We start from the raw sequence: 24,853 nt of genomic DNA on the forward strand, positions 1-24,853 counted from the left end.
CGGCAATGATGCCGGCGGACACGAAACGGAACCGGCGTCGGCATGCGAAACGTGACCTGAAGTCCGCCGCGCATGGCGTGGCGCCCAGGCGAAACTGACCGGTGCGCAACCATCCCCTCCCCGGAGGGGCGGTTGGTGTGTAGCAAGCATCGCCGGTGTACGTACACCGGCGCGGCCCCGCGAGGCTCGGGGCCGATCGCGGGACACCCGTGGAACCCGATATGAGGAGGCGCCGATGGGTTGGAAAGGCAACCGTTCCAGGACGATCCGCAAGACAGTCACGTTCAGCGAGGAGGAATGGCGGTGGGTGGCGGACTCGCTCAAAGTGGAGAACCGTCAGCGCATCCAGGCCGGGCTCAGGCCCGTGGGATGGATGGCGTTCGCCCGCAACCGGATCAGATGCGCCCACCGCGTCAGCATCACCGTGCCCGCGAACCTGCATGACGTGAGCGCCCAACTGGCGAGGATCGGCAACAACGTCAACCAGATCGCCCGTCACGCGAACACCACGCGGGAGACAGACCTGGCCATGCTCTCGCGCGTGTTCGACGAGCTGCGCCAAGCGGAACGGCTGGTCGCGGGCCTGAGCATCCGGGTGGAGACCGACGTTGACCCCAAAGGGGTGCCCGAATGGCTGTAGTCAAGATCGGCAAGATCAAAAGCACGCTCGCCCGCAGCATCGCCTACGTGACGAACCCGGCCAAGACCGACGGCTACCGGTGGGCCTCGACCACCGTCGGCGATGACATCACGGACGTCGAGTCCATCGCCCTTGGCTTCGAACGTGCGTTGGACGCCACGAAAGGCGGCTCACGCCGGCAGGGGGCCGTGTTGGCGCTGCACGTGATCCAATCGTTCGATCCCACCGACCAGGTCACGCCCCGATTGGCGCATCTGATCGGGGAACGGTTCGTCCGGGAGATCACCGGAGGCACGCACGACTACGTGATCGCCACCCACACCGACAGGTCCCACATGCACAACCACATCCTCATCTGCCCGGCAGACCGGATCACGGGCAAGGCCCTGCGTCTGAGGAAAGGAACCCTGGGCGAATGGCGGAAGATCAGCGACCGGCTATGCCGCGAATACGGGCTGCACACCCTCATGCCGAAACAGTCCGGGCGCGTGGCCCCGTCGATCGGGGAACTCCACCTGAGCGCCAGAGGCGGCAACATCAAGGACCGGCTGCGCACCGGCATCGACACGGCCTGCATGAACGCCCATGACTTCGCGGGCTTCCGCCGCGAACTCGCGACGCTCGGCGTCAACGCGACCGTGCGCGGCGGACGCATCACCTACACGCCATGCGGGCAGACCCGCGGAATCCGAGACCGGCGACTGGGCGTGGCATACAACATGCTCGCCATCATGGGCAAGATCCACCGGCGCACACTCAGCGAGATCACCTTCCACGAGGCCATGATCACCCGTCGGACGGATACGGCGGTGACCGTTCGGGTGCCCGGCACGCACGGACGCCTGCACCTGACCATACCGTGCGACCGGCTCGTACGTGACGGAAGGATCTGGCACGCCTACCTGTCCGACGACATCAGACAGGTGCTCACCGACGAGAACGGCGGCTATGCACGTTCAACGGACTGCGAGGGCCTGTACGCATGGTTCGCGCGGCCCACGCTGCGACTGGAGGACTACTGCCGTCAACGGTTCGACGGCCAGGACCTGATCGGCGTGAACGGACGCGCGCTGCGTCAGGCAATCGCCTGCGACCGGCTCGCCGACAGCCTGCGCGAGCTCAAGGTGCTCGCCCAGGTCATCGACGAAGGCGACGGCCGGCTGGCGACGCTCGGCCGACTCACCGACTCCGTCGAACGCAACGCGAAGCACATGCGCGCCCTGATCGCGCTCATCGCCGACAACCATGATCAGGGAGCCGACGCCACGGGACTGGAGGCCCAGCTCGCCATCGAGGAGCAGGAGACCCGTGGCCTGGCCTCCGACGCCCTCGCCCTGCGCCGGCTCATCGCCCGCACCACGCCAACCGCCGAACGCTCCGACGGCGCACGGCGCGAACAACGCCGCGATGACGGGCATCGTGTCCGCCGCAGGAACCGGTGAGCCGGCGGAAGCTGGAACGCAACGAACCACGACGGATGACGGGAGAACCCCATGGCGGCCGAGGACCAGGCACAGGAACTCATGATGCGCGTCAGCGAGCAAGGCACGCGCGTCATCATCGACGTGACCAAATACGGGCTCGACAAGGCGCTGCACCTGCTCGGCATCGGCGTGCATGCCACCGGCGAGACATTACGGCAGATCAGGACCACCGGCAAAGTGGACAGCAAAACCCTGCATCGCACCGGCGAGCCGATCAACGTGCAGGAAGTCACCGGACGATACGCCCGACAGCTCGAACACGACCTGAAAAAGGCCGGCATCACCTTCCACATCGAGCACGACCGCGACACCGGCCGCACCTTCCTCCACTTCCAAGGCAAGGACGCCGACGAGGTCAACCACGTCGTCTCACGCATCGTCGAACGCCTCAACCGGGAACTCGCCCGGCAGGAGACCGCCACGATTCCCGAACCCGGCGACGCCGACCCCGCACGGCCGGCCACGGAGACAATGCCGACACCGGAACGAGAGGAGCCGAACCCGTTCCTCGAACCCTCCGACGACGCGCTGCGCCTCGCCTTCGACGCCGAATCGCCATCGAACGGCCGGTTCGACTTCCGCACGGTGCCCTGGGACCGCGACGCTGCGATCATCACCGACCAGCTCGACCGGCTCCACATACCCCACCACACGCAACGGGTCGCCGACGACACGGTGCGCTTCACCTACCCGGCCGGCCAGGCCAGACGCATCGCCGACACTATCGAAACCCTGACCGCACGCTCACGGGGCCTGGACTGGAGCCGCATGGACATCCCCGCCCCGGACGGCGGCGTGCGCCGCCCCAAAACCAAGCAGCAGACCTTGAACGACATCCGCACGCGGGCCGGCAAACGCATCGAAGGCCAACGCCGCACCGCGCCCTCGAAGCAACGCACCCGCACCCGGTGAACGGATGCGCGACGACCATGACCGGAAAGGAGCATCGTCATGCCCGAGCTTTCAGCCAACGCGCGTTGGCTCATGGACAACCTCATCGACAACGACCGGCAGGCCCTGGCGGACATCGCACGACGCGGCGAGCAATACGCGACCGCCGGCATGCCGCAGGACAATCGGCTGGGCCAGGTCGCCCGCATGGTCGTCGATGACGCGATCCGACGCCACAACCAGGCATGGCCCGACGCCTCAATCAGCTTCCCTGTGCCGGACCTCGATCAGGCCTCCGACGAGATCGCCCAACGCATCCGCACGCAGGCCGCACGATCATGGAACACGCCCGACGCCATGCAGACGCCGACGCGATGGCAGCCCGAGCAGCCCGGGAACGCGCAGGTCCCGGTCCCGGAGCCGAGGCGGAACGAGACAGCTGTCGGCCGGCCCGGCGGCGAGCGGCCGACGCAACCCGCGGCCGGTGGAAGAACAAGGGAGATCTGGCCGCGCGTGAACTTCCCCAACAGCTACGTGCACCTGTACCGGATGACCTCCAAGGACGGGCGCACGTTCGACAAGATGCGCGTGGCGATACCGCAAGGCACCAGCATCCGCGGCGTGGACCTGACCGGATGGCAGCTCGACCGCTTCCTGACCGGCCATGCGAGGGACGCCAAACTGAACGGGCGCGACGTGACCGTCAGCTTCAAACCCGGCGAACCGGTGGAACTGTGGCGTGGCAAAGGCGAGCAACGCGAGACCATGCGCATCGACGACGCATGGCAGCTGTGCCGCGCTGTCAAAACGCAACGCATGGCCTATGCGAGGCAACGCGCCGAAAACAAACCGGTCACCGCCACCACCGCCACCCCAGCCGGCGAGGAACCACCCACAGCAGCCGATCCGGAGAACCCCGAACAGACGGCCGCGCAATCCCGGCCGGCCGGCAAGAGCCGGACGCTCGACGCCATCAAGGACAGGGCCGAGCTCCGCGCGCAAACACCATCCACCGCGCAGGCAAGAACGCAGACGCAAACACAGACAAGGAGCCGATGATGGCGGAAGACGATCTGACGATCAACGTATGGGTAGGCAACCTCGGCCGATACAACGAGGGCACGCTCATCGGCGGATGGCTGCGCCTGCCCACGGACGAACAGCGGATCGACCGGTTCCTCACCGAACAGGTAGGACTGACGCTCGACGCGCAGCAAGCCTATGAGATCGGACGCCAAGGAGGCGTCACCTATGAGGAATACGGCATCTTCGACCACGAATACACGGGCCTGCTCGCCGCACTCGACTACCGGCCCGGCGAATACGAAGACCTCCACGCCCTGAACACGCTCGCGCAAGCCGCCCGGATCTTCGCGCAAGACCAGCCCGAAGCATTGGAGGCTGTACGGCTGGCGGCCGACATGAACGGCGTGCACGACCCGATCGGACTGGCGAACCTGCTCGTCCAATCCGAGGACATCGAATACATGACCTACGACCCGCCGCAAGGCATCACACAGGAGAACACGCCCGACCTGGACGAGATGTACGGCTGGCATTGCGTCAACCAAAGCACCGAACTCGCGAAACTCCTTGACGGACCATACGGCATGTACTTCGACGTGGCGAAATACGGGCGCGACGCCGTCATCAACGACAACGTCACCCTCGCCGACCACGGGTTCCTGCTCGACTCCACCATCCCCGACACCAAACGGTATTCCGGCACGGAACTCAAGCAGATCATCGACGCCTACACCGACGACGAGCCCGGTCTCGACGCCACGACGCAGTCGACCCCCGACGCGATGCGGATGATCGAACGCTGGGGAGACACGCACGACAACGTGATGCGATCAGACGACGCCACACGCATCACCGAACGCATCATGCAGGCCAACGACACCGATGGCGACACCCTGCGCCGACAGGTCCAAGGCCTCGTCAAACCGGTGGCCGACCAGCTGGACGGCGACATGCCCTCAGGCTCGGCCACGTTCGCCCGACTCGTCGCCGAACACGCAGCAGAACACGCCAATCCCGACCAGATGCCGGCACGGGAACCGTTCCGGCTCGAATCACTGCTCGAACCCAGCGAACGCATCATGGAATACACGCTCGCCGGCACGGCGACGAACTGGGGAGCACCCGTCTACCAGTGCATCATGCCCGCCGATTCCACCGACATCAGCGCCGGATTGGAGGACACCCTCCAACGCATCATCGCCGACCGGACCGGGCGCGGCGACGCCGCCTCGATACTCGCCGAAACCATGGGCGCCAGACCCGCCGGCGAACTCGACCCCGCCGACGGCATCACCCCGATCGACCAGGGATACGCGCTGCCCGCACCCATCACCTCCTTCAACCCCAAATCGGCGAAAGAGGAAGAGCCGAACACGTCGAAAGGCAGGGACACGGTGCTCGACGGCATACGCCAACGGGCCAGCCAGCGCGCCGACGACCCCACAGCCCATCCGTCCACACCGGACCGGACGAAGACCCGCAACCGATAAGCCGCCGAGGAGACCAGCATGACCACCATGGACACCGCCTACCGGCAACTGCAGGACGAACTCAAACGCCTCGGCTACGAGCTGCGCATGGAAGGCTTCGGCATCCTCCAGCCCCAAGGCTCCTACGGGGACATCGAACCACCGTACCGGCTCGTCACCCTGCGCGAGATCCCCATCGAACCGTTGCCCGAATGGTCGGCCGACGTGCACCCGCACGACATCACCTACCGGTTCGACGCCACGCGATACCAGCACGACAGCGAACAACGGGACACCGTTGACGTGCGCGACTACGAAACATGGACGCGCACCGTATGCGACGAACAACACGTGCAAGGCCGCGTGCTCATCGACATGGACAAAACGGCGGAGGAACGCATCGCCGACCTCGCCACCGCAATCCACTACATCCAATCCGCGAACCCCGCATGCCGCTCCTACCCGGTGGACCGCAAGACCCGACGCAACGAACTGCCCGACCGCACCCGCATCAGCCAGCCGATCGACGACTACCGGGACCCGTGGAGCATCCGGGTCATGGCCGCACGGGAACAGGCCCTCGACACGCTCGCCTCCAAACACGTTCGGGTGTCCAAGGCCCGCGCCGAATCCGACGCGCTCACCGGAGGCGGCCGCGACGCCCGCGCCATCGGTCGAGACGCCATCAACGCCGTCCAAGGCAAAGCCCCGAACATCGACAAACCCATCAGAAAACGCAGGCCGAGCCGATGATCGACGCCCGACATCCGCAGGCCTATGCGCGCGGCATCCTCACCGATGACGCCAGATTCCACACCGACGGCGACGGCAGGACGACGGCAACCCTGACCGTGAACGCCGGCACCATGGACACGCCGCTCATCATCCGCGTGCACGCGGCCGGAGACCATGCGACATACCTGCGCGAACAGAGCGCACTGCAGGGACGACGACTCATCGTCCACGGCATCATCCACGAAGAGGAAAACGCCGACGAAGTGTACATCCTGGCCGACGAGATGGCCCTGCACACCAGCGTCAAGGACACACTCCCGTGAACACGGCGCGAACAATCACGATCATCGATGCAGGCGAGGAAACCGTTGGCACTCCAATCACACGCGGGAACTCGGCCATCTACGATGCGGAAACACCCGTGGGACGCATCCTTGCCGCGATGTGCGACGGAGGCGACACCATCGAGAACCGCCAAGGTCTCACGCGCATCACCAGCGCCGCCGACGCGGGAAACAGACAGCCGGCACTCGGACGCGATAAGCCTTTGCAAGCGGACACCGCCGTCATGCAGCCCGCGGCCGACGATCCGCCATGGACTAGGGAACAGACGCTCACGAACATCCGCGTCCGCGCCGAACACCGCATCAACAGTCGGATTTCGCAAGCGGCCGAAGCATTCGTTGGAGATGACATACGAAGAACCATGACGCAGCACCGCGTCAGCGTGGGAGGAGACAAGGGAAACCAATGAAACGCCTACAGGCCATACTGCCCGCGGCCATGGGACTGCTCACACTGTTCTGGCTGGGCGACAAGATCGGCTACCAGATACGCACCGACCTGGATGAAGGCACGAGCGTGATCGACCTGATGAACAGATTCTGGCTCGACCTGTACCATCCATTCCACCTATCCACGAACCATACCGATTTGCTGTGCGGACTCGCCGCAATGGGAGTCGGCCTGCTGATTTGGGCATACAAGTACACGGCGCGCCTGAACCTGCGCAGCGGCGAGGAACACGGTTCCGCCCACTGGGGCACTCCGAAGGACATCAAACCGTTCATCGACCCCGTGGAATCCCGCAACATTCGATTCACCGCGACCGAACGGCTCTCCATAGACACGCGACGCACCCTGCGCAACCTCAACGCGCTCCTGCTCGGCTCATCAGGCTCCGGCAAAACCCGCTACTACGTCAAACCCAACCTATTGTCCGTGGACATGAACTGGGCCGTCACCGACCCCAAAGGCGAACTCAAACGTGACACGGAACACGCCATGCGCGATCGCGGATACCAAGTCAACACGCTCGACCTCATCCACCTCGACCGGTCCGACCGGTTCAACCCCATGCGCTACATCGACCCCGAAGAACCCCAATCCGCGATCCTGCGTCTGACCGACAACCTCGTCACCAACGCCAACGGAGACCGCAAAACCGGAGACAGCTTCTGGCAGGACGCCGAAAAAGCACTCCTATGCGCCCTCATCGCATGGACCTACTACACCGAAAACAACCCCACCCTCAACCAAGTCACCGACACACTCGACCGAATGGGAGCCAGCGAACAGGACGAAGACAAGGAATACATCATCGATGCGCTCTTTGCCGAAGCCCAAACCGAAATCCACCGCATGCGCGAACACCCCGACGACTACGATGAGGAGACCCGGAGCATGCTCGACGGGCTCGCGTTCGCATGCGCCCAATACAACACGTTCCTCAAAGGCGCCGGCGAAACCAAGAAAAGCATCATCATCACCACCGGCGTCCACCTTTCACCTCTCCAAGTGCGCGAGGTACGCCGGATCCTCGACGGCGACGACATCCGGCTCGAAACCCTCGACCAAGGCAAACGCATCATCTACCTCGAACTGCCCGACACCAACGCCACGTTCTCCTTCATCGCCAGCGTCTTCTACCAATGCCTCTTCGAAACACTCGTGCGCAAAGCCGACGCCAAACCCGACGGCGTGCTCGACCGCGACGTGCACTGCATGCTCGACGAATTCGCCAACATCGGCAAAATCCCCAACTTCGTAAGGCTCATCGCCACCATACGAAGCCGACGCATCAGCTGCAGCATCATCCTCCAGACCGTCAGCCAAGGCAAGAGCCTCTATCGGGATGACTGGGAAACCATTGCCGGCAACTGCGACAGCCAGCTCTTCCTCGGCGGCAACGAACCCAGCACCACCAAATACATCAGCGACCGACTCGGAGACCAGACCATCGACGTCATCGAAACCAGCGAAACCAAAGGCCTCAACGGCAGCTGGACGCGCAGCACCCGTAAGAACGCCCGAAAACTCCTCACCCCGGACGAACTCGGACGCATACCTGCCAACCAGTGCATCTACCTACTCAGAGGCATACCGCCGTTCCTTAGCAATAAGGTTTGTCATCTATAGATGACAAACCCCTCTTTTCACAGGCAGCGTTTTGAATAAAGTGCCAGTATAAATGTGAGGTTCATCACAAAGACGTTGATGAATCCTCAGCGTCTGGTGAAGCCTCGTCAGACGTACACCCTTAAAAGAGAAAGAGTCATCATGAACACCGTCAAGCGCAAGCTTCTTGGCGTTTTCATACCGATGCTGGCTATGGCCTGCTTCGCAACACCGGCAATCGCCGGCAACGTGAGCAGCAGCAGCTGGAGCGGATATGCCAAGAACTGGTCTACCTTCGATACCCCTAACCGGCAGAAGCAGAATAGCTCAGCTTCCTTCGTGCGAGCTGATAATGTATCTGGGAATCGTACCATTAGGGTATGGGCCCTTGGATACAGCAATGATGACGTGTCATCCAGCGTTGAATTCCTGCGCAGCAATAAGAGTGCTCTTGTATCAAATAACGCTTTCAAGAACGGCCCCAAGCAAATTCATTTGCGTATGCAGAATGTAGAGAACTACATCTCTGCAACGTCTGCGTATGGTGTCTGGAGTCCGGACTCTAACTGATAACGACTAATAACGATGTGGGTGGTGCCACATATTCGGCGTCACCCACATCGTCATTAGAACGATATGGGAGTAGGGAGTAAAGCATGAATAGATTTGTATTCCGTCGGCAGTTGGCGCGAAACGTGTGCAGTGTTCGTTTGCTGGTTGTCGTGGCTATGTCTGTAATGCTGATGGCGGTGCAGTATTGGACCACGTACCACGCGGGGTATCGAATCAGGGAAAGTGCGCCATCGCTCCTGAAGGATGTGATGCTATTCAACCAGTATGGTTCGGCATCCACATTGTATCTGTATTTGCTGCCGTTCTTCGCGGCCCTGATGGGTGGGAGCGTGTGGGCGGTGGAGGAGCGTAGCGGTCGCCTGCTGAACATGCTTCCGCGCGAGGGACGTTCCGCGCTTTTGCATACAAGCATGCTGTCCGGTTTTGTGCTGGGTGGCTTGGGTGGGGTGTTGCCGTTGATCGTCAACCTGTTGGTTTCGGCTGTTCGGACACCACAGTTGTCGTTCATCGAAGGTACATCGGCGGATGAGAATGGCATGATGCTGCCTAAATATGTACTGATTGATTCGTCGTCGTGGGCGTATCCGTTGTACAGGATGAGTCAGCCGTTGCTGATTGCGGTGATCCTGTTGTTGGTGTTTGTCTTGTCGGGTGCGTTCGCCCTGTTGGCGTTGGGCTCGTCCCTGTTCATCCGTCGCAGGCATGTGGAGCTGCTGGTCCCGTTCGTGGCGAGTCTGGTGTGGTGGATGCTGCCCGCGCTGACCGGTGGCCTGGTTCCCGACGAGTGGAGCCAGATCATCTTCCTGAATTTCTCGCATTGGGATGCGCCTGGCACCGCGTGGCGCAATTACTTGGGGATGCTCCTGATGACGGTCGGGATGACGGTCTGCTCGCTGGTGCTCGCGCGGGTGAAGGAGGCCCGCGATGTGCTCTGATCTGTTCCATCCGTTCCGGACCGCGCCACGGGTGATGCGTATCGCAGTGGGGCTGGTGTCCCTGATCGGCGCCGTATGCGCCGTGAGTCTGCTATACGGGGGCTTGGCCCCATCCCTGCACGACGATTACATCGGGTTCATGCGTGTGGGCGCCACTTTGTGCTCGTTGCCGCCGTGTCTGATCGCGGTGGGCGCGGGCAGTGCGAGGTATGGCGCGTTCGAACGGGTGCGCCGCGATCCGAGGAACGAGTTGCGGCACAACCTCGCGTGGCTGACTCTGATGGGCCTGTTGACAGGGGCGTGCTCGGGTGTGGTGTTCGCACTGACCGAGTTCGTCCTGCTCGGCCGGCCGTTCGAGCCGGGCTCGCTGTCGCTGACGGCGATGCTGACGGTGCAGACGGTGATGATGTGCGTGGCCGTGTCGCTGCTGGTGCTGCTGCTGGCGAACTGCGGGCTGCCGTTCTCGCGGACGCTGCCGGTGCTGATTGCCATCCTGCTGTTGGCGAATTGGATGCTGCTGCCGTTGACGGGCGAGGTGACCCGGTACGTGTACTACTTCTGGTATCCGATCAGTCCTTATTGGTCGGATGTGCTCGTCGGGCAGGTGGCGCCGTTCGTCGGCTGGTGTCTGCTGCTCGTCGTCGCGAACGTCGTCGCCTTTGGACACATGGACAGGTTGGAGGCGTGACATGAACGATAGTGGTCGGATGAAGTGGCAGATGGCCCGGTTCCTGCAGTCGCTACATCGGCGCAACGGGTTGCGCGCGATGCTGCTCGTCATCTACGCGGTGGTCGTGTACCGGTTCCTGATCAGCGGTATGGATCCGGGCGTGTTCATCGGCATGTTCCGCTCGTCGGATTCGCCGTTCACTCCGGGGCTGGCGTACAACATGTATGCACTGGTGTACGCTTTGTTCGGTATGGCGATCCCGTTGGAGCAGTTCTCGGAATGGCTCGCCGTGCCCGAGTGCATGGTGTACGTCAGACGCGGCCGGGGACCGGGACGGTTCCTCGCCTACCTGCTCATGATCACCGTGTACTGCGTCGTCTACACCCTGATCCAAGCCGTGGCCCAGCGGATCATGTTCCCGGACGAAGACCCGGTCGCGTTCGCAGGTTCGGCCGTGTGCGCGGCGTGCGTGCTGCTGGCTGCGATGCTGACCGCGAACCTTGGCTACTTGTCGGGGTCGCGCATCGCTGGCTACTTCGTCGTGGTCGTACTGCTGGGACTGCTCATGTCGTTCTCGGAACCGCAGCAGTGGCTGCTCGCCGTCGGTCCGCTTCACGTACCGAACTGGATGCCCGCGGCCATCCTGACGATCCTCATATGCGCCGCGGCGAACCTGATCGCGTTCAATCGGATGCAGATTCTCTGAAGAGGTCGGGATGACGTCGCCAATCGGAAAACCAACCACTTTGTTACCAGCGAAAGGGGAACATCATGTACGTGCAGGTCAGGAACCTCACCAAGACGCTCAAGGGCAGGACCGTCCTCAAAGACGTGAACGCCGACTTCGAACGGGGACGGATATACGGCGTGGTCGGCGCCAACGGCTCCGGCAAGACCATGCTGTTGCGGGCCGTATGCGGATTCATCCGTCCCGACCGCGGGACCGTGACCATCAACGGCAAAACGGTCGAATTCAACCGCAAGCTCCCCGACATGGTCGGTGTGATTATCGAGAACCCCGGATTCATGCCCTCCGAAACCGCAGACGCCAACCTGCGCTATCTCGCCGGCATCAACCATACCTACGACGAGCGGGAGACCACACGGCTGCTGACGTTGTTCGGACTGAACGACCACAGGCACGAGAAGGTCAAGTCGTTCTCCCTGGGCATGCGCCAGAAGCTCGCCATCGTCCAGGCCCTCATGGAGCATCAGCATCTCATCCTGCTCGACGAGCCCACCAACGGCCTTGACGAACACTCCGTGGATATCTTCCTCAATGAGATGAAACGTCAGCGCGACATGGGACGGACCGCCATCATCGCCTCCCACCACAGCGATGAACTCAACCAAATCGCCGACCACCTCTACACCATGACCGACGGCAAACTCGGATGAGCAGTACTATCCCAGCCGGTCGGGGAATGAGGGGGTTGCCGATTGCCCAGGTACGTCCCAAGTGGGATTGCCTCGCGTGACTGGCTGGGATAAACCTTCCGCTGATGGTGCGGGTTGTCGGTTCGATGATTGGGAATCCGATCCTGGATGCGTGGAACCATCCGAACGGCCCGCCTCGGATATTTCCTCGTTCTCTACTACAGCCGTCATGGAATCCCGGACGATTTGCATGACTTCGTTGAGGTCCTGGATGGTTCTGTTATAGACATCAAGATCCTGATGGTCGCGCATCATGAGTCGTGCATGGGTGATCTGCTCATTGAGTCGTGCGCGGGTGTTGTCGTCTCTGACCTTGTTCGCGGATTCTTTGTAGAACCTATCGGCGTCTTCAATGGTTTGGCTCAGTGCGTTCTGTGCGTTGTCGATCTGTTGTTGTTCCTGTGATGCCTTGACCGTGTCAACTGTGTCATGCAGGTTCCTGATCTGGGTTCTGAGCTGGTTATTCGCTCTCCCTATTTCTGCACGAGTGCGATCGAGACGGTCGGCCGTCAGACTCGGATTGCAATTTTCTGTTGAGATCGATGGTTGATATTGCATGATTTTGCCAAGCAGTTCCAAAGACTTGGGATCCCGCACGTCTTTATCCTGGAACTTCGCATATGGTTCCGCCTGTTTCAATGCCTTGTTCCATTCAATCCGCACTATGTCAGATTGCTTGATTGCGTGATTGCATGACGTGAGCGCCGCCTGATGGTCGTAGTTCTTCTTCGCCATGACAAGGCCTGCGGCTGATCCTGCTGCGATGACCAGAACGAGCATGATGCCGGCGATGTGGGTAAAAGGGATATGCCGATGGACGGCCACCTCATCCGTGCTGTCAGCCGATGAATCTTCTGCCAAGGACACATCATCCTTGGCATGTTCCCCTACCCCCATTGGTGTGTCTATCGTCGTTCCCTTCTGTTTGTCAAGCTTGGATACGGGAGTGCTGTTGTTCCGTGCATCGCGAGGCAGCTCATCATCGATGATGGGTGTGATGGGAAGCAGCCGGTGCTTGGGTTTTCCGTCTGTCAACGGTTCCGGTGGAGCCCCAGCGGTTTCAGGGTCTGCAATGGCATGCGCAGCCCACTGGTCGAGTTCCGGCCATGTACTGGGATGATTGCGGATTTGCATGAGGAGATCCCAGTTGGCGGAATCGCTCATAAGATCGGAAAGCTCGCAAGGGTCAAGCTTGGGATTGATGCGGCGCATGCTTCCTTCCTTCCCTCGGGATTAGTGGATGTAAGTGATGCTGGGATTGTTGGCCTGCTCCTTGGTAAGGGTCCTGAGCCATGCGTATGGAAGGCCGCCGCCGGATTCGCTGACGACGATGCTGCCGTCGTCCTTGATTTCCTCGACGATGGCGACGTGTCCGTAATCGGCGCTTGCGCCGAGATAGCCTTTGGCGAAGCTCGCCACGTCGCCGAGCTGTATGCCGCCGCCCGTCGGGTATCCGAATTTTCTGGCGCTTGACGCCCACATCCAGCCGTCGCCCATGTAACCGTCCACAGGTTTGCCGATCTGCAATCGGCGGGCGGCCGCCCACCATGTGCATTGGCCGGTTTCATAGGTGGTGATCTTGCCCACGGGCGTGCCGGTCGCCGCCACATCCACGTTCAGAGTGCCAGACTGCATGACCAACGGTGGCGTGAGCTTGCCGATGGTTCGTCCTGCCGTGGCCGAACAGCCGCCTCCCGCATCAATCGCCGGCTTCACGTTGTCGAGATACCGTTTGGTGATGTTGGGAATATCCGGGTACCTCATGAGGTTGCCTTCGCCCGCGTTATGGGCGATGACCAAAGCCGTCAGGTCGTCAAGCTCGGCGAACGGCATGCCCGGGTGCTTGGCCTTGAGTTGTTTGACGCCTTCCAAGCGGTTTTTCAGATACATGCCGCCGTAATGGGCGTGGACCATGGGCTCGGTGATGCCTTCAGGTGGTGTCTGGTCGGCGCCTTCGGGGTGCACGCCGCGCCATACGCTCCTGTTCATCTGCAGCAATCCCCAGGTTCCTCCGTTGCTGTCGTCGGCATATGCATCCGGTCGGAAACCGGATTCCTGCTTCATGATCGCCGCGATGAAATCCGCGCTCAATCCGCTCGATCGAGCCGCCTCGCTCACCCATGGTTTCGCCTCGTCCGGGACCTCGATCACACTGGCTTCACAACCGCCGTCATCTCCAACGGCAACGGTGGGGATGAACCACAACAGCAGACTGAAGACCATCAGCACCGCCACCGCGCCCAGCAGAAACGGGACACCGACCGCAGCTGATGCCGATGCTGCGATCCCGGCTTTCACCGCCGTTACGGCCCGAGAAACCGTCTGCGTGACTTGTCTCGCAATCTGCGTCGAGGCTCTGGCAGCGGATTTGGCCCCTTGGACGCCCGATCGTACGGTCTTGCCGGAGCGCCTCGCACGTCTGACACGAGCCGAAGCCGTTCTTCCTGCCGCGGCACGTGCCGTCGAACCTCTTGCCGCATGTCTTGTGCGAATAATACCGGTCACGCCGTCGCATATCCGGCTTACGGGGGCCATTGGTGATAATGGGTTGTCGTCCTCGCTGGTCTCCGTCTGTGTCGATTGCGATTCAAGCACGGATCGTGTCGCTTTCACACCACGGTTCAAAGCGCTGACGGTTGTTGTGCCGATCGGGTGCGATGCTTCGGATTCACTGTTCCTGATGATAGTTTGTGGCTGTTTTAGCCCGGCCAGCACGGGCCCATGGGAGAGTCCGCTGACATGACGGACTTTCAAGCCATGAATCGTGCCGTTCGGTCGAACGAGATTGCGTGTGGCGTGGAATGAGTCGGAGGTGACGGGTCTCATTCGGGTTTCCGATCCTCGAATTTCGTGGTATACAACCGATAAAGCAGACTATCGGCATCGATACGCCCATCGAACGGTATGAACGCAGTGCCGCTCTTAGCCATGCCCTGACCGGGCTGCACCCCGGTGAAGAACGCCCGCTGTTCATCGGACAGCTTCAGCAGCTCGCACAAGGCGTCGGCATCCGTGGCGGTCTGGTTCAGCAGCAACAGGAAGTCGCTGTTCGCGAGCATCAGACGCGCATCCTGGTTGGCCAGCAGCTCCTCGATGTTCTGCGTGATGCCGGTGGGGCACAAACCCCATTTACGGGCGCGCTTGTACAGGCGCAGGAAGTATTCGGCCGCATACCGGTTCGAGAACAGCAGATGGAACTCGTCCACCCACAGCCAGGTGCGCCGGCCGAGACGGCGATTCCTGACGACCCGGTTCCATATCTGATCCAGGACGACGAGCATACCGAATGTGCGCAACTCCGCTCCCAAACCGGAAACGTCATAGACCAGGAACCGGCTGGACGTATTCACATCAGTGGCATGGGCGAAGGCGTTCAGACTGCCGGTCGCGTAGATCTCCAATGCTCGCGCGGCATCATGGGCACCTGGCTCATTCAAAGCCGTGAGACGGTCATGCAGGGTGACGAGCGTTGGCATGCCCAGTTCTGGATGCTCCCGCACCTCGCGATACATGCCGATGACCGTACGGTCGATCAGACTGCGCTGCATGCGGTCGATGCCGTCCTGTCCGCCGATCAGCACGCCGAGCATGTTCAGCACGCTCGCACATTTCGACCGTATCGGATCACCCTCGGAATCATCCTCATACTCGATATCCAAAGCGTTGATATGCGCGCGCGACGATTCCCCGATCTCGACTCGCTCGCCGCCAAGACCGGTGCACAACGGCGTGAACTCACGTTCCGGGTCGATGACGATCAGATCATCGTCCGGACGGGTCAGATAGATCTGGGTGATCTCGTTCTTCGCCGCCTGGCTCTTGCCCGACCCGGTCGTACCCAGAACGAATCCGTTGCCGTTCATGCCTTTCGTACGGTCGATGACCACGGGATTGCCGGTGCGGGCGTTCGCCCCATGGAACACCCCGCCCGGCTCGAACAGCTCCTGCGACGTGAACGGCACCAGAATCGCCGCGCTCGACGTGGTCAGCGTGCGACGCATCGGCGGCAGGGGATTCCCCAACGGCAGTACGGCGTTCAGCCCCTCCACCTGCATGTAGGCCAAGGTCTCGGCCACACACGACTGCCCATCGATTGCGGCCGTCACGTCACGAACCGTCTGGTCCAGTTGCTCGCGACTGCCCGCCGACACGTCCACGATCATGAGGGAATCCACCAGACGGTCGCCGTTATGCTCCAGATCATCACGCAGCTCACCCGCCTGAGTCATGGATTCCTGAAGATCATGAGGCAGCATGTCCTCGGGCAGATGCTGTTTGCGGTTCTTGCGCCGCTCGTCGATGGCCTGCATATCCATTTCGGCGATCGTCCGGTTCACGAGCTTCAACCCCTCGGCCTTGCCCCGCGGGGACAGATGGATGCCGACCGTGATATCCGCCTTGATGTCCGTGATGGACGACACTAGTTGATCGCTCAGATAATCCGGGAAGTCACGCACCAACAGACACTGATGCCACACCTCCGCAGTGCCCGAGCTCAACCGGAGCCGACGGCGATCCGACACATCCACGGCGAACGGGGCCACATAATCCTTCGTGGACATGCCATGCGATTTCAGGAAGCCATCCTCGGTGAACGAGAACCGGACACCGTGCCGCAGCATCCCATGCAATACCGCCAGACGCGACTGCCGGTTCAAGCGGACGCCGACGCAGCCGCCCACCGACCGCAGTTGCGCCGTGGCACGCAACGCGGCACGGTTCAGCAGCGTGACCGCCCGTTCCCCGTCCCGCTCACGCAACGTCAACGTCAGATACTTGTCCGTCACCGCGCCCTGCGAACGCCCGGCGAGACGCCGACGCACATTGCGGTTGAAGTCCCCGCGCAATCCATCCAACGCATCGCTCCGAAGCGACATGGCGATACTGCGCGTCACCTCCTCGGGATCCAGCATGCGCGTGGCGACCGTGATCTGGACTCCCATGTTCTCGCCGATCGAATTCAGGAAACGACCCCACCGGTCCACGACATCCAGCTGCTGATCCTGGGTCGCGACCTGATAATTGATGTCGCTGATCCGCAGCGACACGCTCCACCGGTCGCCGCCAAGGAACACGATGCCATTGGACAGCATCGAATCATAGCCAAGCAACTCCTTCGACGAACGAGGCATGCGACGATTCCCGGACCGCCTGTTCCCGACCTTTCCATGTCGCTTACCGTTGCCTTTGACCGCCTTGCTGCCACTGATGTCAGACATGACGACGTACCTGCCTTCCCCTGATTCGTCTACGGGCCTTCTCTTTCAACGACGGTTTGCCGGGAAACCTCGCGGGAACATAGGGTTCGAGCAGGTAGACCTTCGGCCCGAAACGCTGACGCAGCATGTATCCCAGATACCGTTCAGGCTTCAGCCCCTTCGGACGCCACCAACCCCACAGCGCGAACGGCAGGCAAACCGCAAACAGCAGATACGACCCCAGATCGGACAAGCCCAACGACCAGAACAACGCCGCCTCACCTCCGCCCAGGACGAGCATGCATGCGGCGGCCGCCAGTTGGCGCCAGCTCAGCCCCCACATCACCTTCGCCTCGACATTGGCGATCTCCTTATATACGCGCATCTGCAACATGAAAGAATCCTTTCCGATTGGGTCCGGTTGTGGTAGGCGGCTACTCGCCGCCGGCTATGGCCCGGCTGACACGCTGACTCACCGCGATCACGAAGAACAGCAGGATGCCCGCCATCATGAGATTGCCGAAGTTGCCCGTCACCCACGCCACCATGCCCTTGTCCGCGGAATCCGGGATCTTCACGGCATCGACCACGACCCGCTGATAGAACACCAGACAGATGAACACGCACACCGCATTCACCGACGTGCGCGCATACGACTTGAAGAAACCCACGCCGATCGGCTTGGTGTCCTCATGCACCAGAAACGCGAATGGCAACGACTGGAACGCCGTCAACGCATACAATTCGATGAACCGCACATACAGCACCACCGTGAACACCACCGACGCCAACTGGGACAACAGCCACGGGATCACCAGCAGAAAGAACAACGCCGCCTGCCCCATCACCCCGGCATCGCGAATCTGGTCACGCATCAGATCACCCAGCTGACCGCCGTCGCCCGTCGCCTCATACGACATCTGAGAAGACACTCCCTGCATGAGGAACTGCGTGACCTGATTGAACATCCGAATGAATAGACTGGCGTTCTGCACGGCGATGAACACCAACGCGATCTTGAACATGGTGCCGGCCACGATCTTCACACCCAGATCACGGTCCGACTCGATGCGCGTCGAGTTACGCGCCAGCTCCAACGTGAACATGACCGCGAGCACCACCGACGTCAGAGGCTTGACGGCGACTCCATGCACGTTCACCGCCAACTGGTAAAGAGCGGGATTCCACGTCTCCGGCGCCTGAGACAACAGCCCGGCCGTAATCGAACCGGCACCTCCGCCGCCGATCATGTTGAGCATGGCTACGATGAAGTCCTCCACGGCAGGCCCCGAATCAGCTCAGCCCAGAGCCACCGCGTTGAAAATCTGCGCAGCCGCGATGATCATGCCTCCACCCACGATCTGCCACAGTCCCGATTGCGTCTGCGGCCCGTTATGATCCTTCAGACCGCCACCGAAGGTAATGGCGCCCCACACCAGCCACAGTCCGCCGCCGATAGTGGCGAACCTGACGAATAACTGAAGCACCTGATTCAACAAATCCACGACGGCCTCCTCTGATGACGATCAAGGAGCCCGACAGGCAACGGTCTCCGTTGACACTCATCGTCAGGGAAAACCGGCGGGATAGCGGCGGACAGATAGATCATGTAGATCATGCAAGACGTAAAGCACATGCGAGACATACGTTCCTTAGACCCAGCCCAGAATCTCCGAGCAGGTTTTCCCGTTTCAGGAGTGAGTTGTGACGAGGTGAGCATAGACGGCTTGTCGTAGGCCAAATCTCTCGGGACTTGCCGAATGTTAATAATGCGTGCTAAAATTTCGGAAAACAATAAAATTGCATAATCGCAGAGAATTGCAGGAAGGTCATGGACCGCATAGAACTCATAAAGCAGCGTCTCGCGCCAATCAACGACATGATTCCCACGAATCTCCCTCTTGCGAAGGGCCGTGCCATGGCAGCCCTTGATGCGTTAGGGGTAAGCCGCAACGAGTACAAAGGACACTATGCGGAAAACTTTCTTGCGGCGCTGCGACAGTTGCTCCTCGAAGATCCAGTTGATGACTGGAAGGTCAGCGGGGCGTCCAACTGCTTGCATCTTATGGATCCCGAGACTCATATGAAACTTAGGTTCATCAAGGAGTTTGCGTTTGGAGGACTGCCTCCGGCAGGTAAGAATCTGCGTCGGACTCAGGCTTGGTGCCAAGAGCCTCTTTCCCTGTTCGACCGATGGGATTCCAACAGCAGGTATCCTCTTGACGGCACAGAGATCGTAGTGCTGTGCTCTCGGGGGCTCTAGCCGTGAGTACGCCGATCGCCGCGGCCGTTGGCGACTGGTTGAGTCGCGCCACGCACGCCGATCCGCCGATCGATCCCGGTGACATCATCCTTCTTCTCACCATCGGCGTGACGGCCGCATTTGCCGTCTGGTATCTGCACCGGCGACTGCGCGGCCGGCCGGACGGTCTGCTCGCCGTATCCACGAGATTCTGGCCGGTCGAGCCGGTTGCGTTTCCGGACACGACGGATGGTGACGGCGAGGATTCCGACGGCGATCCGATCGCCTATCCGATTCACTATATCCAGTTCACTCCCGATGTAGACCGCACGTTCGTCCTGCCGTTGGATGTCTGCATGGCATGGCCGCGGCGATCGCCTCGGAATCCGAGCAGCAGGGCTGGCAGGAGCCCGAGCTGGTGGGGCACGGCCGCCGTCAGCGGTTCATGACGCTGGGCCACCCCATCGTGGCGGGCGACGTGATCCGAGCCATCCCCGAGGCCATCGCCGACGTGATCGCCTGAGAGCCTGAGAGCCGAAGAGCCACATTGCTTGGCTTCCCTCGCTCAGGGAAGCCAAGCATTCTTTTATCCGCAAAACGGTCACACCATCCGGTCGCATCATCCGCCGACCGTCTCAGGCCTCCGGTTCGCCGTTGATGTCGAGACGGTAGCCCATGCCGGTCTCCGTCTTCAGGTATCTGGGCCGCGCGGGGTCCGGCTCGATCTTCTTGCGCAACTGTGAAATGTACAGTCGCAGATAGCCGGTGTCCTTGACGTGCTGCGCCCCCCAGATCGAGGTGAGCAGGTCCTGACGGGTCACGAGCTTGCCGGCATTGCGCACCAGCACCTCGAGCACCTTCCACTCGGTGGGCGTGAGCCGCACGCGCGTCTCGCGCCCCGCTTCCCCGCAGAATACGGCATGGGCGTTGAGATCCACGGTCACGTCGCCGAACCGCACCAGCGGCGTCTCACTTTCCGCCGTGCTCTCCTGCGCGACCCGGCGCAGCAGGGCGCGGATGCGGGCCAGCAGCTCGTCGATGGAGACGGGCTTGGTCACATAGTCGTCGGCACCCGCGTCCAACGCCGCCACCTTCTCACGCGCGTCGGTGCGCCCGGACACCACCAGAATCGGCGCCTTGGCCCAACCGCGCACACCCTGGATCACACCCATGCCGTCCATTCTGGGCATGCCGAGATCCAGCACGAACAGGTCGGGGTGCTCCTCGACCGCCACCGTGATGCATTCGACGCCGTCACGCGCGGTGACGATGTCGTAGCCCTGCGAGTGCAGGGTGATCTTCAACGCCTTGAGAAACTGCGGATCGTCGTCCGCCACCAGAATCTTCATCGGCGTGCCTCCTCTCCCGAATCCGTCATCGACGGGTCCCAACCCGTCGCTCTGTCACCGGCGCCGCCACCGTCGGCGACGGCATCCATCGAGGCCGGTTCCACGCCGGACTGTATGCCGTCCGTGGAATCGTCGTCATACCGTCGTTCATCATCATCCGCTTCCGCAACGTCATGCCGCTCACCGGCGTCAGGCGCGGCATCGGAACCTGACCCCGCGCTCTCCCCAGCGCCGGCGTCAACCGAGGAGTCGGAATCGTCGGAGTCCGCATCCCCCTCATCCCTGCCGCCGTGCATGATGCCGTAGTTGATGAACCGGTCGAGCCCGCGCTCGTCGGACTGCCCGCTGCCCGGCAGCGGCAGGATCACATCGGACACGGCCCCCGAAACGTTCAGCGTGTCCTTGGCGATGATGTCGGCCGGATCAGGTCGGTCGTCGGCCGGAATCGGCTGTCCGACACGCAGCTTCTGGTCGGCCACACGCAGGGTGATCACGATGGTCAGGCCGCCGCCCGGCGTGTCCTGGGGACTGATCGAACCGCCCATCGATTCGACGAACCCCTTCGACAGCGCCATGCCCAGCCCCAGACCGGTGGTGTTGTCCGTGTCGCCGAGGCGGTGGAACGGCAGGAAGATATCATTCTTGCGCGAATCGGGCACGCCGGGGCCCTGATCGGCCACGCGGATCTCGACCACGCCGTTGAACGAGGATGCGGACAGCCGCACCCGCTTGGAGGACGGGGTGAACCGCATCGCGTTGACCAGCACGTTCGACAGCGCGCGGCGAAGCAGGGCCGGATCGGCCACGACCAGCGGTAGGTCGGGGGCGATGTCCAGATCGATGGACCCCGGTCCGATGCCGAGTTCGTCGAACAACGGGATGATCTCCTCGCCCACATCCGTGGCCACCAGCGACAGCGGCAGCGCGCCCTCGCGGATGCGCGAGACGTCGAGCAGGTCGGTGACGAGCTTGGTGAGCTGCTTCAGGCCGTTGGAGGCCACGCTGAGCAGTTCCTTGCGGTCCCGCGCGCTCATCGTGTCGCCCATGCGCTGCAGTCCGGAGACGGCGGCGGTGGCCGAGGCGAGCGGACGGCGCAGGTCGTGGCTGACCGCGTTGAGCAGGCCGGTGCGCACCTTCTCGGCGGCGGCGAGCGGCCCGATCTCGCTGGCCTTGCGCTCCAGATCCTTGTGCTCGAGCACGGTCTGGATCTGCGAGAGGATGGCCAGCAGCATGCGCTGGTCCGACGCCTCGACGGGTTTGCCGTACAGCTTGAGCTCCGGTCCGTCGTCCGACATGGCTATGGTCTCCGGCTCCTCGACGGACACGGCGAGGTCACCGTCGCCGTCAATGGCGGAATCCGTCCTCGTGCCCGGTTCGCCGTCCGAGATGATGACGTGGCCGTCCTGCACGACGCGCACGCAGGAGAATCCGAACGCCTCGCGGGTGCGGTGCACGATGGCCTGAAGCGGATCGTCGCTGCGCAGCACCACCCCGGCCACGCTGGCCAAGGTCTCCGATTCGGCGCTGGCGCGCTGGGCCTGCCGCGCGATGGTGTCGGCGCGGTCCACCACCGCGGAGACGATGACGCCCACGAGCACGTAGAGCACGATGGTCACCATGTCCGAGGCGCGCATCACATGGAAGGTCCCCATGGGCACCGTGTAGAGCAGGTCCAGCACAAGTCCGGAAAGCACCGCGCACACCATGGCGGGCACAAGCCCGCCGATCACGGCGGAAACCACCACCAGCAGCTGCAGCACCAAGGCGTCGCGCTGCGCATAGGTGGGCGCGCTGAACTGGTACAGCATCCAACCGGCGAGCAGCACGGACAACACGGCGAACGCGAACCCGGCCGCCCTGCGCCTCCACGCGATAGGATGCCTATTCGAGGAGGGCATCCTGAAGCCCTTGTTGACGAACGAGTGCTTGACGATATGGACGTCGATATCGCCGGATTTCTCGATGATGCCGTTGGGCGTGGAGGGCCGGCCCAGCCAGCGCGAAAGCGCGTTGCGCCGGGAGACGCCGACGATCACCTGCGTGGCGTTGTTCGCACGCGCATAGTCGAGCAGGGCCTCCGAGATGTCCTCGCCGACGATCTGATGATAGGTGCCGCCCAGCTCCTCGACGAGTTCGCGCTGCTTGATGAGCAGGGCGGGATTGGAGCCGGCCAGCCCGTCCTCGGGAGTGACATGCACGGCGATGAGGTCGCCGCCGCCGGACGCCCGGGCCACGCGGGCCCCGCGCCGCAGCAGCTGCTCGCCCTCGGGCCCGCCGGACAGCGCAACGATCACGCGCTCGCGCGTCTCCCATTTGGCGTTGATGTGGTGTTCCTCGCGGTAGGCCTTAAGCGCCTCGTCCACGCGCCCGGCCAGCCAGAGCAGGGCCAGCTCACGCAGGGCGGTGAGGTTGCCGACGCGGAAGTAGTTGCTCAGGGCCGCATCCACGCGGTCGGGCTTGTAGACGAATCCGGCGGCGAGACGCTCGCGCAGGCCTTCGGGCGGCAGATCGACCAGTTCGACCTGGGAGGAGGAACGCAGCACCTTGTCCGGCACGGTCTCCTTCTGGGTGCTACCGGTGATCTCACGCACCACGTCGTTGAGCGATTCGATGTGCTGCACGTTGATGGTGGTGATCACGTCGATGCCGGCGTCGAGCAGGTCCATGACGTCCTGCCAGCGCTTCTTGTGCACCGATCCGGGTGCGTTGGTGTGGGCGAGCTCGTCGACGAGCGCCACCTGCGGATGCCGTTCGATGATCTTGAACAGATCCATCTCCTCGAGCCACATGCCGCGGTAGCGCAGATGCCGCCGCGGCACCATCTCGAGCCCATCGGCGGCCTTGGCCGTGGCGGCGCGACCATGGGTCTCCAACAGGGCGATGACCACGTCCTTGCCGTCCTCCTGCAGGCGATGCCCCTCCTTGAGCATCGCGCACGTCTTGCCCACGCCCGGTGCGGCGCCCAGCAGCACCCTGAACGTTCCTCGTGCCTGTGCCATATCAGCCCCCGTATTCCCAGACATCCCAATACGACTGTATACGATAAACGCCGTCAGGGGTGGCGGCGCGAATGTCCCGCGTCACCACCCCTGACGACCGGCCGCCGCCTGCCACGGCGATCGACGACAACGCATCAGTCGAATCACCGGCAGACCGCATGCCGAATCACTTGAGCTCGTCAAGCGCCAGATTGAGCCGGACCACGTTCACCGTGGACTCGCCGATGAAGCCGAGCCCACGACCGGTGGTGTACTTCCGGACCAGATTCTCGACCTGCTCCTCGCTCAGACCGCGCTCCTTGGCCACGCGCTTGACCTGAATGGCCGCGTATTCGGGGCTGATCTCCGGGTCGAGTCCGGAGGAGGACGCGGTGACGGCGTCGGACGGCACGTCCTTGACGCTCACGCCCTCGCGCTTGGCGATGGTCTTGCGCAGTTCCGTGGTGGACTTGACGAAATCGGCGTCGGCATGGCCCTTGTTGGTGCCGGCGGACGCGGCCGCGTAGTAGCCCTGGCTGTCCTCGTCCTTGTTCGGGTCGGATGCCGCCGAAGGACGGGACTGGAAGTACTGGGGCAGCGCGTCGCCGTTGGCGTCCGTGAAGGACTGGCCGATCAGCGACGAGCCGACGACTTCCCCCTGCGCGTTGGTAATCATCGAGCCGTTGGCCTTGTCGGGCATGCCGAGCTGGCCGATGCCGGTCATCACGAACGTGTAGACGATCACGATGACGGTGAAGACGATCACCGCCTTGAGCCCGGCCCAGTAGGCGCGCAGGTTCAGCGAAATGGTGTTCTTCATGACAATCAC

General features: G+C 62.4%; 24 protein-coding genes. 15 read left to right on the top strand and 9 right to left on the bottom strand.

The window, feature by feature from the left end; genetic code table 11:
* Positions 1–235 precede the first annotated feature (235 nt).
* The 14 genes from JS531_RS06495 (at position 236) to JS531_RS06560 (ending at position 12,218) form a co-directional block, all read left to right on the top strand.
* Positions 236–640: a MobC family plasmid mobilization relaxosome protein gene (locus JS531_RS06495; RefSeq protein ID WP_214314280.1), complete on the top strand. Its 405-nt coding sequence runs from the start codon at positions 236–238 to the stop codon at positions 638–640.
* Positions 631–2,082, top strand: a complete 1,452-nt coding sequence (locus JS531_RS06500; RefSeq protein WP_214314282.1) for a relaxase/mobilization nuclease domain-containing protein — start codon at positions 631–633, stop codon at positions 2,080–2,082. Before JS531_RS06495 ends, JS531_RS06500 begins: the two co-directional genes overlap by 10 nt.
* 51 nt (positions 2,083–2,133) lie before the next feature.
* Positions 2,134–3,036: a PcfB family protein gene (locus JS531_RS06505; protein WP_214314285.1), complete on the top strand. Its 903-nt coding sequence runs from the start codon at positions 2,134–2,136 to the stop codon at positions 3,034–3,036.
* 39 nt (positions 3,037–3,075) lie between these two features.
* Positions 3,076–4,074: a hypothetical protein gene (locus tag JS531_RS11075; protein WP_240542083.1), complete on the top strand. Its 999-nt coding sequence runs from the start codon at positions 3,076–3,078 to the stop codon at positions 4,072–4,074.
* A complete protein-coding gene (locus tag JS531_RS06515) occupies positions 4,071–5,531 on the top strand; it encodes an antirestriction protein ArdA (RefSeq protein ID WP_214314287.1) in 1,461 nt (486 codons plus the stop codon). Before JS531_RS11075 ends, JS531_RS06515 begins: the two co-directional genes overlap by 4 nt.
* 18 nt (positions 5,532–5,549) lie before the next feature.
* A complete protein-coding gene (locus tag JS531_RS06520) occupies positions 5,550–6,263 on the top strand; it encodes a hypothetical protein (protein ID WP_094729293.1) in 714 nt (237 codons plus the stop codon).
* The gene (locus JS531_RS06525) at positions 6,260–6,568 is read left to right on the top strand and encodes a hypothetical protein (RefSeq protein WP_055427658.1); all 309 of its coding nucleotides are present in this window, start codon (positions 6,260–6,262) and stop codon (positions 6,566–6,568) included. The genes JS531_RS06520 and JS531_RS06525 overlap by 4 nt, the downstream gene beginning before the upstream one ends.
* The gene (locus tag JS531_RS06530) at positions 6,565–6,999 is read left to right on the top strand and encodes a hypothetical protein (protein ID WP_055427659.1); all 435 of its coding nucleotides are present in this window, start codon (positions 6,565–6,567) and stop codon (positions 6,997–6,999) included. Before JS531_RS06525 ends, JS531_RS06530 begins: the two co-directional genes overlap by 4 nt.
* Entirely contained in the window at positions 6,996–8,663 is a 1,668-nt protein-coding gene (locus tag JS531_RS06535) for a type IV secretory system conjugative DNA transfer family protein (RefSeq protein ID WP_094667175.1), read from the top strand. The genes JS531_RS06530 and JS531_RS06535 overlap by 4 nt, the downstream gene beginning before the upstream one ends.
* Positions 8,664–8,804: 141 nt before the next feature.
* The gene (locus JS531_RS06540; RefSeq protein WP_174514764.1) at positions 8,805–9,212 is read left to right on the top strand and encodes a hypothetical protein; all 408 of its coding nucleotides are present in this window, start codon (positions 8,805–8,807) and stop codon (positions 9,210–9,212) included.
* Between the two features lie 86 nt (positions 9,213–9,298).
* A complete protein-coding gene (locus tag JS531_RS06545) occupies positions 9,299–10,150 on the top strand; it encodes a hypothetical protein (protein WP_094667176.1) in 852 nt (283 codons plus the stop codon).
* A complete protein-coding gene (locus tag JS531_RS06550) occupies positions 10,140–10,838 on the top strand; it encodes a hypothetical protein (protein WP_055427671.1) in 699 nt (232 codons plus the stop codon). Before JS531_RS06545 ends, JS531_RS06550 begins: the two co-directional genes overlap by 11 nt.
* Position 10,839: 1 nt before the next feature.
* On the top strand, positions 10,840–11,526 hold the full coding sequence (locus JS531_RS06555; protein WP_094729292.1) for a hypothetical protein: 687 nt from the start codon (positions 10,840–10,842) through the stop codon (positions 11,524–11,526).
* A gap of 65 nt (positions 11,527–11,591) precedes the next feature.
* Positions 11,592–12,218 (top strand): ABC transporter ATP-binding protein, encoded by a 627-nt coding sequence (locus tag JS531_RS06560; protein WP_055427673.1) that lies wholly within the window; start codon positions 11,592–11,594, stop codon positions 12,216–12,218.
* A gap of 6 nt (positions 12,219–12,224) precedes the next feature.
* On the opposite strand, the gene JS531_RS06565 is transcribed toward JS531_RS06560, so the two are convergent.
* Genes JS531_RS06565 through JS531_RS06590 form a run of 6 tightly spaced genes read right to left on the bottom strand, consistent with a single transcriptional unit; the run spans position 12,225 to position 18,960 of the window.
* A complete protein-coding gene (locus JS531_RS06565) occupies positions 12,225–13,469 on the bottom strand; it encodes a hypothetical protein (RefSeq protein WP_223847559.1) in 1,245 nt (414 codons plus the stop codon).
* A 21-nt stretch (positions 13,470–13,490) separates the two neighbouring features.
* Positions 13,491–15,083, bottom strand: a complete 1,593-nt coding sequence (locus JS531_RS06570) for a CHAP domain-containing protein (RefSeq protein WP_094667177.1) — start codon at positions 15,081–15,083, stop codon at positions 13,491–13,493.
* The gene (locus JS531_RS06575; RefSeq protein ID WP_055427676.1) at positions 15,080–17,476 is read right to left on the bottom strand and encodes a DUF87 domain-containing protein; all 2,397 of its coding nucleotides are present in this window, start codon (positions 17,474–17,476) and stop codon (positions 15,080–15,082) included. The genes JS531_RS06570 and JS531_RS06575 overlap by 4 nt, the downstream gene beginning before the upstream one ends.
* Positions 17,469–17,849 (bottom strand): PrgI family protein, encoded by a 381-nt coding sequence (locus JS531_RS06580; RefSeq protein ID WP_055427677.1) that lies wholly within the window; start codon positions 17,847–17,849, stop codon positions 17,469–17,471. The genes JS531_RS06575 and JS531_RS06580 overlap by 8 nt, the downstream gene beginning before the upstream one ends.
* 40 nt (positions 17,850–17,889) lie before the next feature.
* The gene (locus JS531_RS06585; protein WP_055427678.1) at positions 17,890–18,735 is read right to left on the bottom strand and encodes a hypothetical protein; all 846 of its coding nucleotides are present in this window, start codon (positions 18,733–18,735) and stop codon (positions 17,890–17,892) included.
* A gap of 18 nt (positions 18,736–18,753) precedes the next feature.
* Positions 18,754–18,960 carry a hypothetical protein gene (locus JS531_RS06590; RefSeq protein ID WP_214314289.1) on the bottom strand — a complete coding sequence of 69 codons (207 nt, stop codon included), beginning with the start codon at positions 18,958–18,960 and terminating at the stop codon, positions 18,754–18,756.
* Positions 18,961–19,720: 760 nt separating this feature from the next.
* On the opposite strand from JS531_RS06590, the gene JS531_RS06595 reads away from it, so the two are divergent.
* Entirely contained in the window at positions 19,721–20,146 is a 426-nt protein-coding gene (locus JS531_RS06595) for a hypothetical protein (protein ID WP_169240063.1), read from the top strand.
* 186 nt (positions 20,147–20,332) lie between these two features.
* On the opposite strand, the gene JS531_RS06600 is transcribed toward JS531_RS06595, so the two are convergent.
* The 3 genes from JS531_RS06600 to kdpC form a co-directional block, all read right to left on the bottom strand.
* Positions 20,333–21,046 carry a response regulator transcription factor gene (locus JS531_RS06600; protein ID WP_214314297.1) on the bottom strand — a complete coding sequence of 238 codons (714 nt, stop codon included), beginning with the start codon at positions 21,044–21,046 and terminating at the stop codon, positions 20,333–20,335.
* The gene (locus JS531_RS06605) at positions 21,043–24,045 is read right to left on the bottom strand and encodes an ATP-binding protein (RefSeq protein WP_214314299.1); all 3,003 of its coding nucleotides are present in this window, start codon (positions 24,043–24,045) and stop codon (positions 21,043–21,045) included. Before JS531_RS06605 ends, JS531_RS06600 begins: the two co-directional genes overlap by 4 nt.
* A gap of 166 nt (positions 24,046–24,211) precedes the next feature.
* Entirely contained in the window at positions 24,212–24,844 is a 633-nt protein-coding gene (gene kdpC / locus JS531_RS06610; RefSeq protein ID WP_169240060.1) for a K(+)-transporting ATPase subunit C, read from the bottom strand.
* Positions 24,845–24,853 lie beyond the last annotated feature (9 nt).

It is taken from the genome of Bifidobacterium sp. CP2 (genome assembly GCF_018555635.1).
GTDB classification, from domain to species: domain Bacteria; phylum Actinomycetota; class Actinomycetes; order Actinomycetales; family Bifidobacteriaceae; genus Bifidobacterium; species Bifidobacterium saguinibicoloris.

What these genes read in the sequence shown, in the direction of transcription:
- JS531_RS06495 (WP_214314280.1), top strand. Translation starts at nt 236, where the DNA reads ATGGGTTGGAAAGGCAACCGTTCCAGGACGATCCGCAAGACAGTCACG.
- JS531_RS06500 (WP_214314282.1), top strand. Translation starts at nt 631, where the DNA reads ATGGCTGTAGTCAAGATCGGCAAGATCAAAAGCACGCTCGCCCGCAGC.
- JS531_RS06505 (WP_214314285.1), top strand. Translation starts at nt 2,134, where the DNA reads ATGGCGGCCGAGGACCAGGCACAGGAACTCATGATGCGCGTCAGCGAG.
- JS531_RS11075 (WP_240542083.1), top strand. Translation starts at nt 3,076, where the DNA reads ATGCCCGAGCTTTCAGCCAACGCGCGTTGGCTCATGGACAACCTCATC.
- JS531_RS06515 (WP_214314287.1), top strand. Translation starts at nt 4,071, where the DNA reads ATGATGGCGGAAGACGATCTGACGATCAACGTATGGGTAGGCAACCTC.
- JS531_RS06520 (WP_094729293.1), top strand. Translation starts at nt 5,550, where the DNA reads ATGACCACCATGGACACCGCCTACCGGCAACTGCAGGACGAACTCAAA.
- JS531_RS06525 (WP_055427658.1), top strand. Translation starts at nt 6,260, where the DNA reads ATGATCGACGCCCGACATCCGCAGGCCTATGCGCGCGGCATCCTCACC.
- JS531_RS06535 (WP_094667175.1), top strand. Translation starts at nt 6,996, where the DNA reads ATGAAACGCCTACAGGCCATACTGCCCGCGGCCATGGGACTGCTCACA.
- JS531_RS06540 (WP_174514764.1), top strand. Translation starts at nt 8,805, where the DNA reads ATGAACACCGTCAAGCGCAAGCTTCTTGGCGTTTTCATACCGATGCTG.
- JS531_RS06545 (WP_094667176.1), top strand. Translation starts at nt 9,299, where the DNA reads ATGAATAGATTTGTATTCCGTCGGCAGTTGGCGCGAAACGTGTGCAGT.
- JS531_RS06550 (WP_055427671.1), top strand. Translation starts at nt 10,140, where the DNA reads ATGTGCTCTGATCTGTTCCATCCGTTCCGGACCGCGCCACGGGTGATG.
- JS531_RS06555 (WP_094729292.1), top strand. Translation starts at nt 10,840, where the DNA reads ATGAACGATAGTGGTCGGATGAAGTGGCAGATGGCCCGGTTCCTGCAG.
- JS531_RS06560 (WP_055427673.1), top strand. Translation starts at nt 11,592, where the DNA reads ATGTACGTGCAGGTCAGGAACCTCACCAAGACGCTCAAGGGCAGGACC.
- JS531_RS06565 (WP_223847559.1), bottom strand. Translation starts at nt 13,469, where the DNA reads ATGCGCCGCATCAATCCCAAGCTTGACCCTTGCGAGCTTTCCGATCTT.
- JS531_RS06570 (WP_094667177.1), bottom strand. Translation starts at nt 15,083, where the DNA reads ATGAGACCCGTCACCTCCGACTCATTCCACGCCACACGCAATCTCGTT.
- JS531_RS06575 (WP_055427676.1), bottom strand. Translation starts at nt 17,476, where the DNA reads ATGTCTGACATCAGTGGCAGCAAGGCGGTCAAAGGCAACGGTAAGCGA.
- JS531_RS06580 (WP_055427677.1), bottom strand. Translation starts at nt 17,849, where the DNA reads ATGTTGCAGATGCGCGTATATAAGGAGATCGCCAATGTCGAGGCGAAG.
- JS531_RS06600 (WP_214314297.1), bottom strand. Translation starts at nt 21,046, where the DNA reads ATGAAGATTCTGGTGGCGGACGACGATCCGCAGTTTCTCAAGGCGTTG.
- JS531_RS06605 (WP_214314299.1), bottom strand. Translation starts at nt 24,045, where the DNA reads ATGGCACAGGCACGAGGAACGTTCAGGGTGCTGCTGGGCGCCGCACCG.
- kdpC (WP_169240060.1), bottom strand. Translation starts at nt 24,844, where the DNA reads ATGAAGAACACCATTTCGCTGAACCTGCGCGCCTACTGGGCCGGGCTC.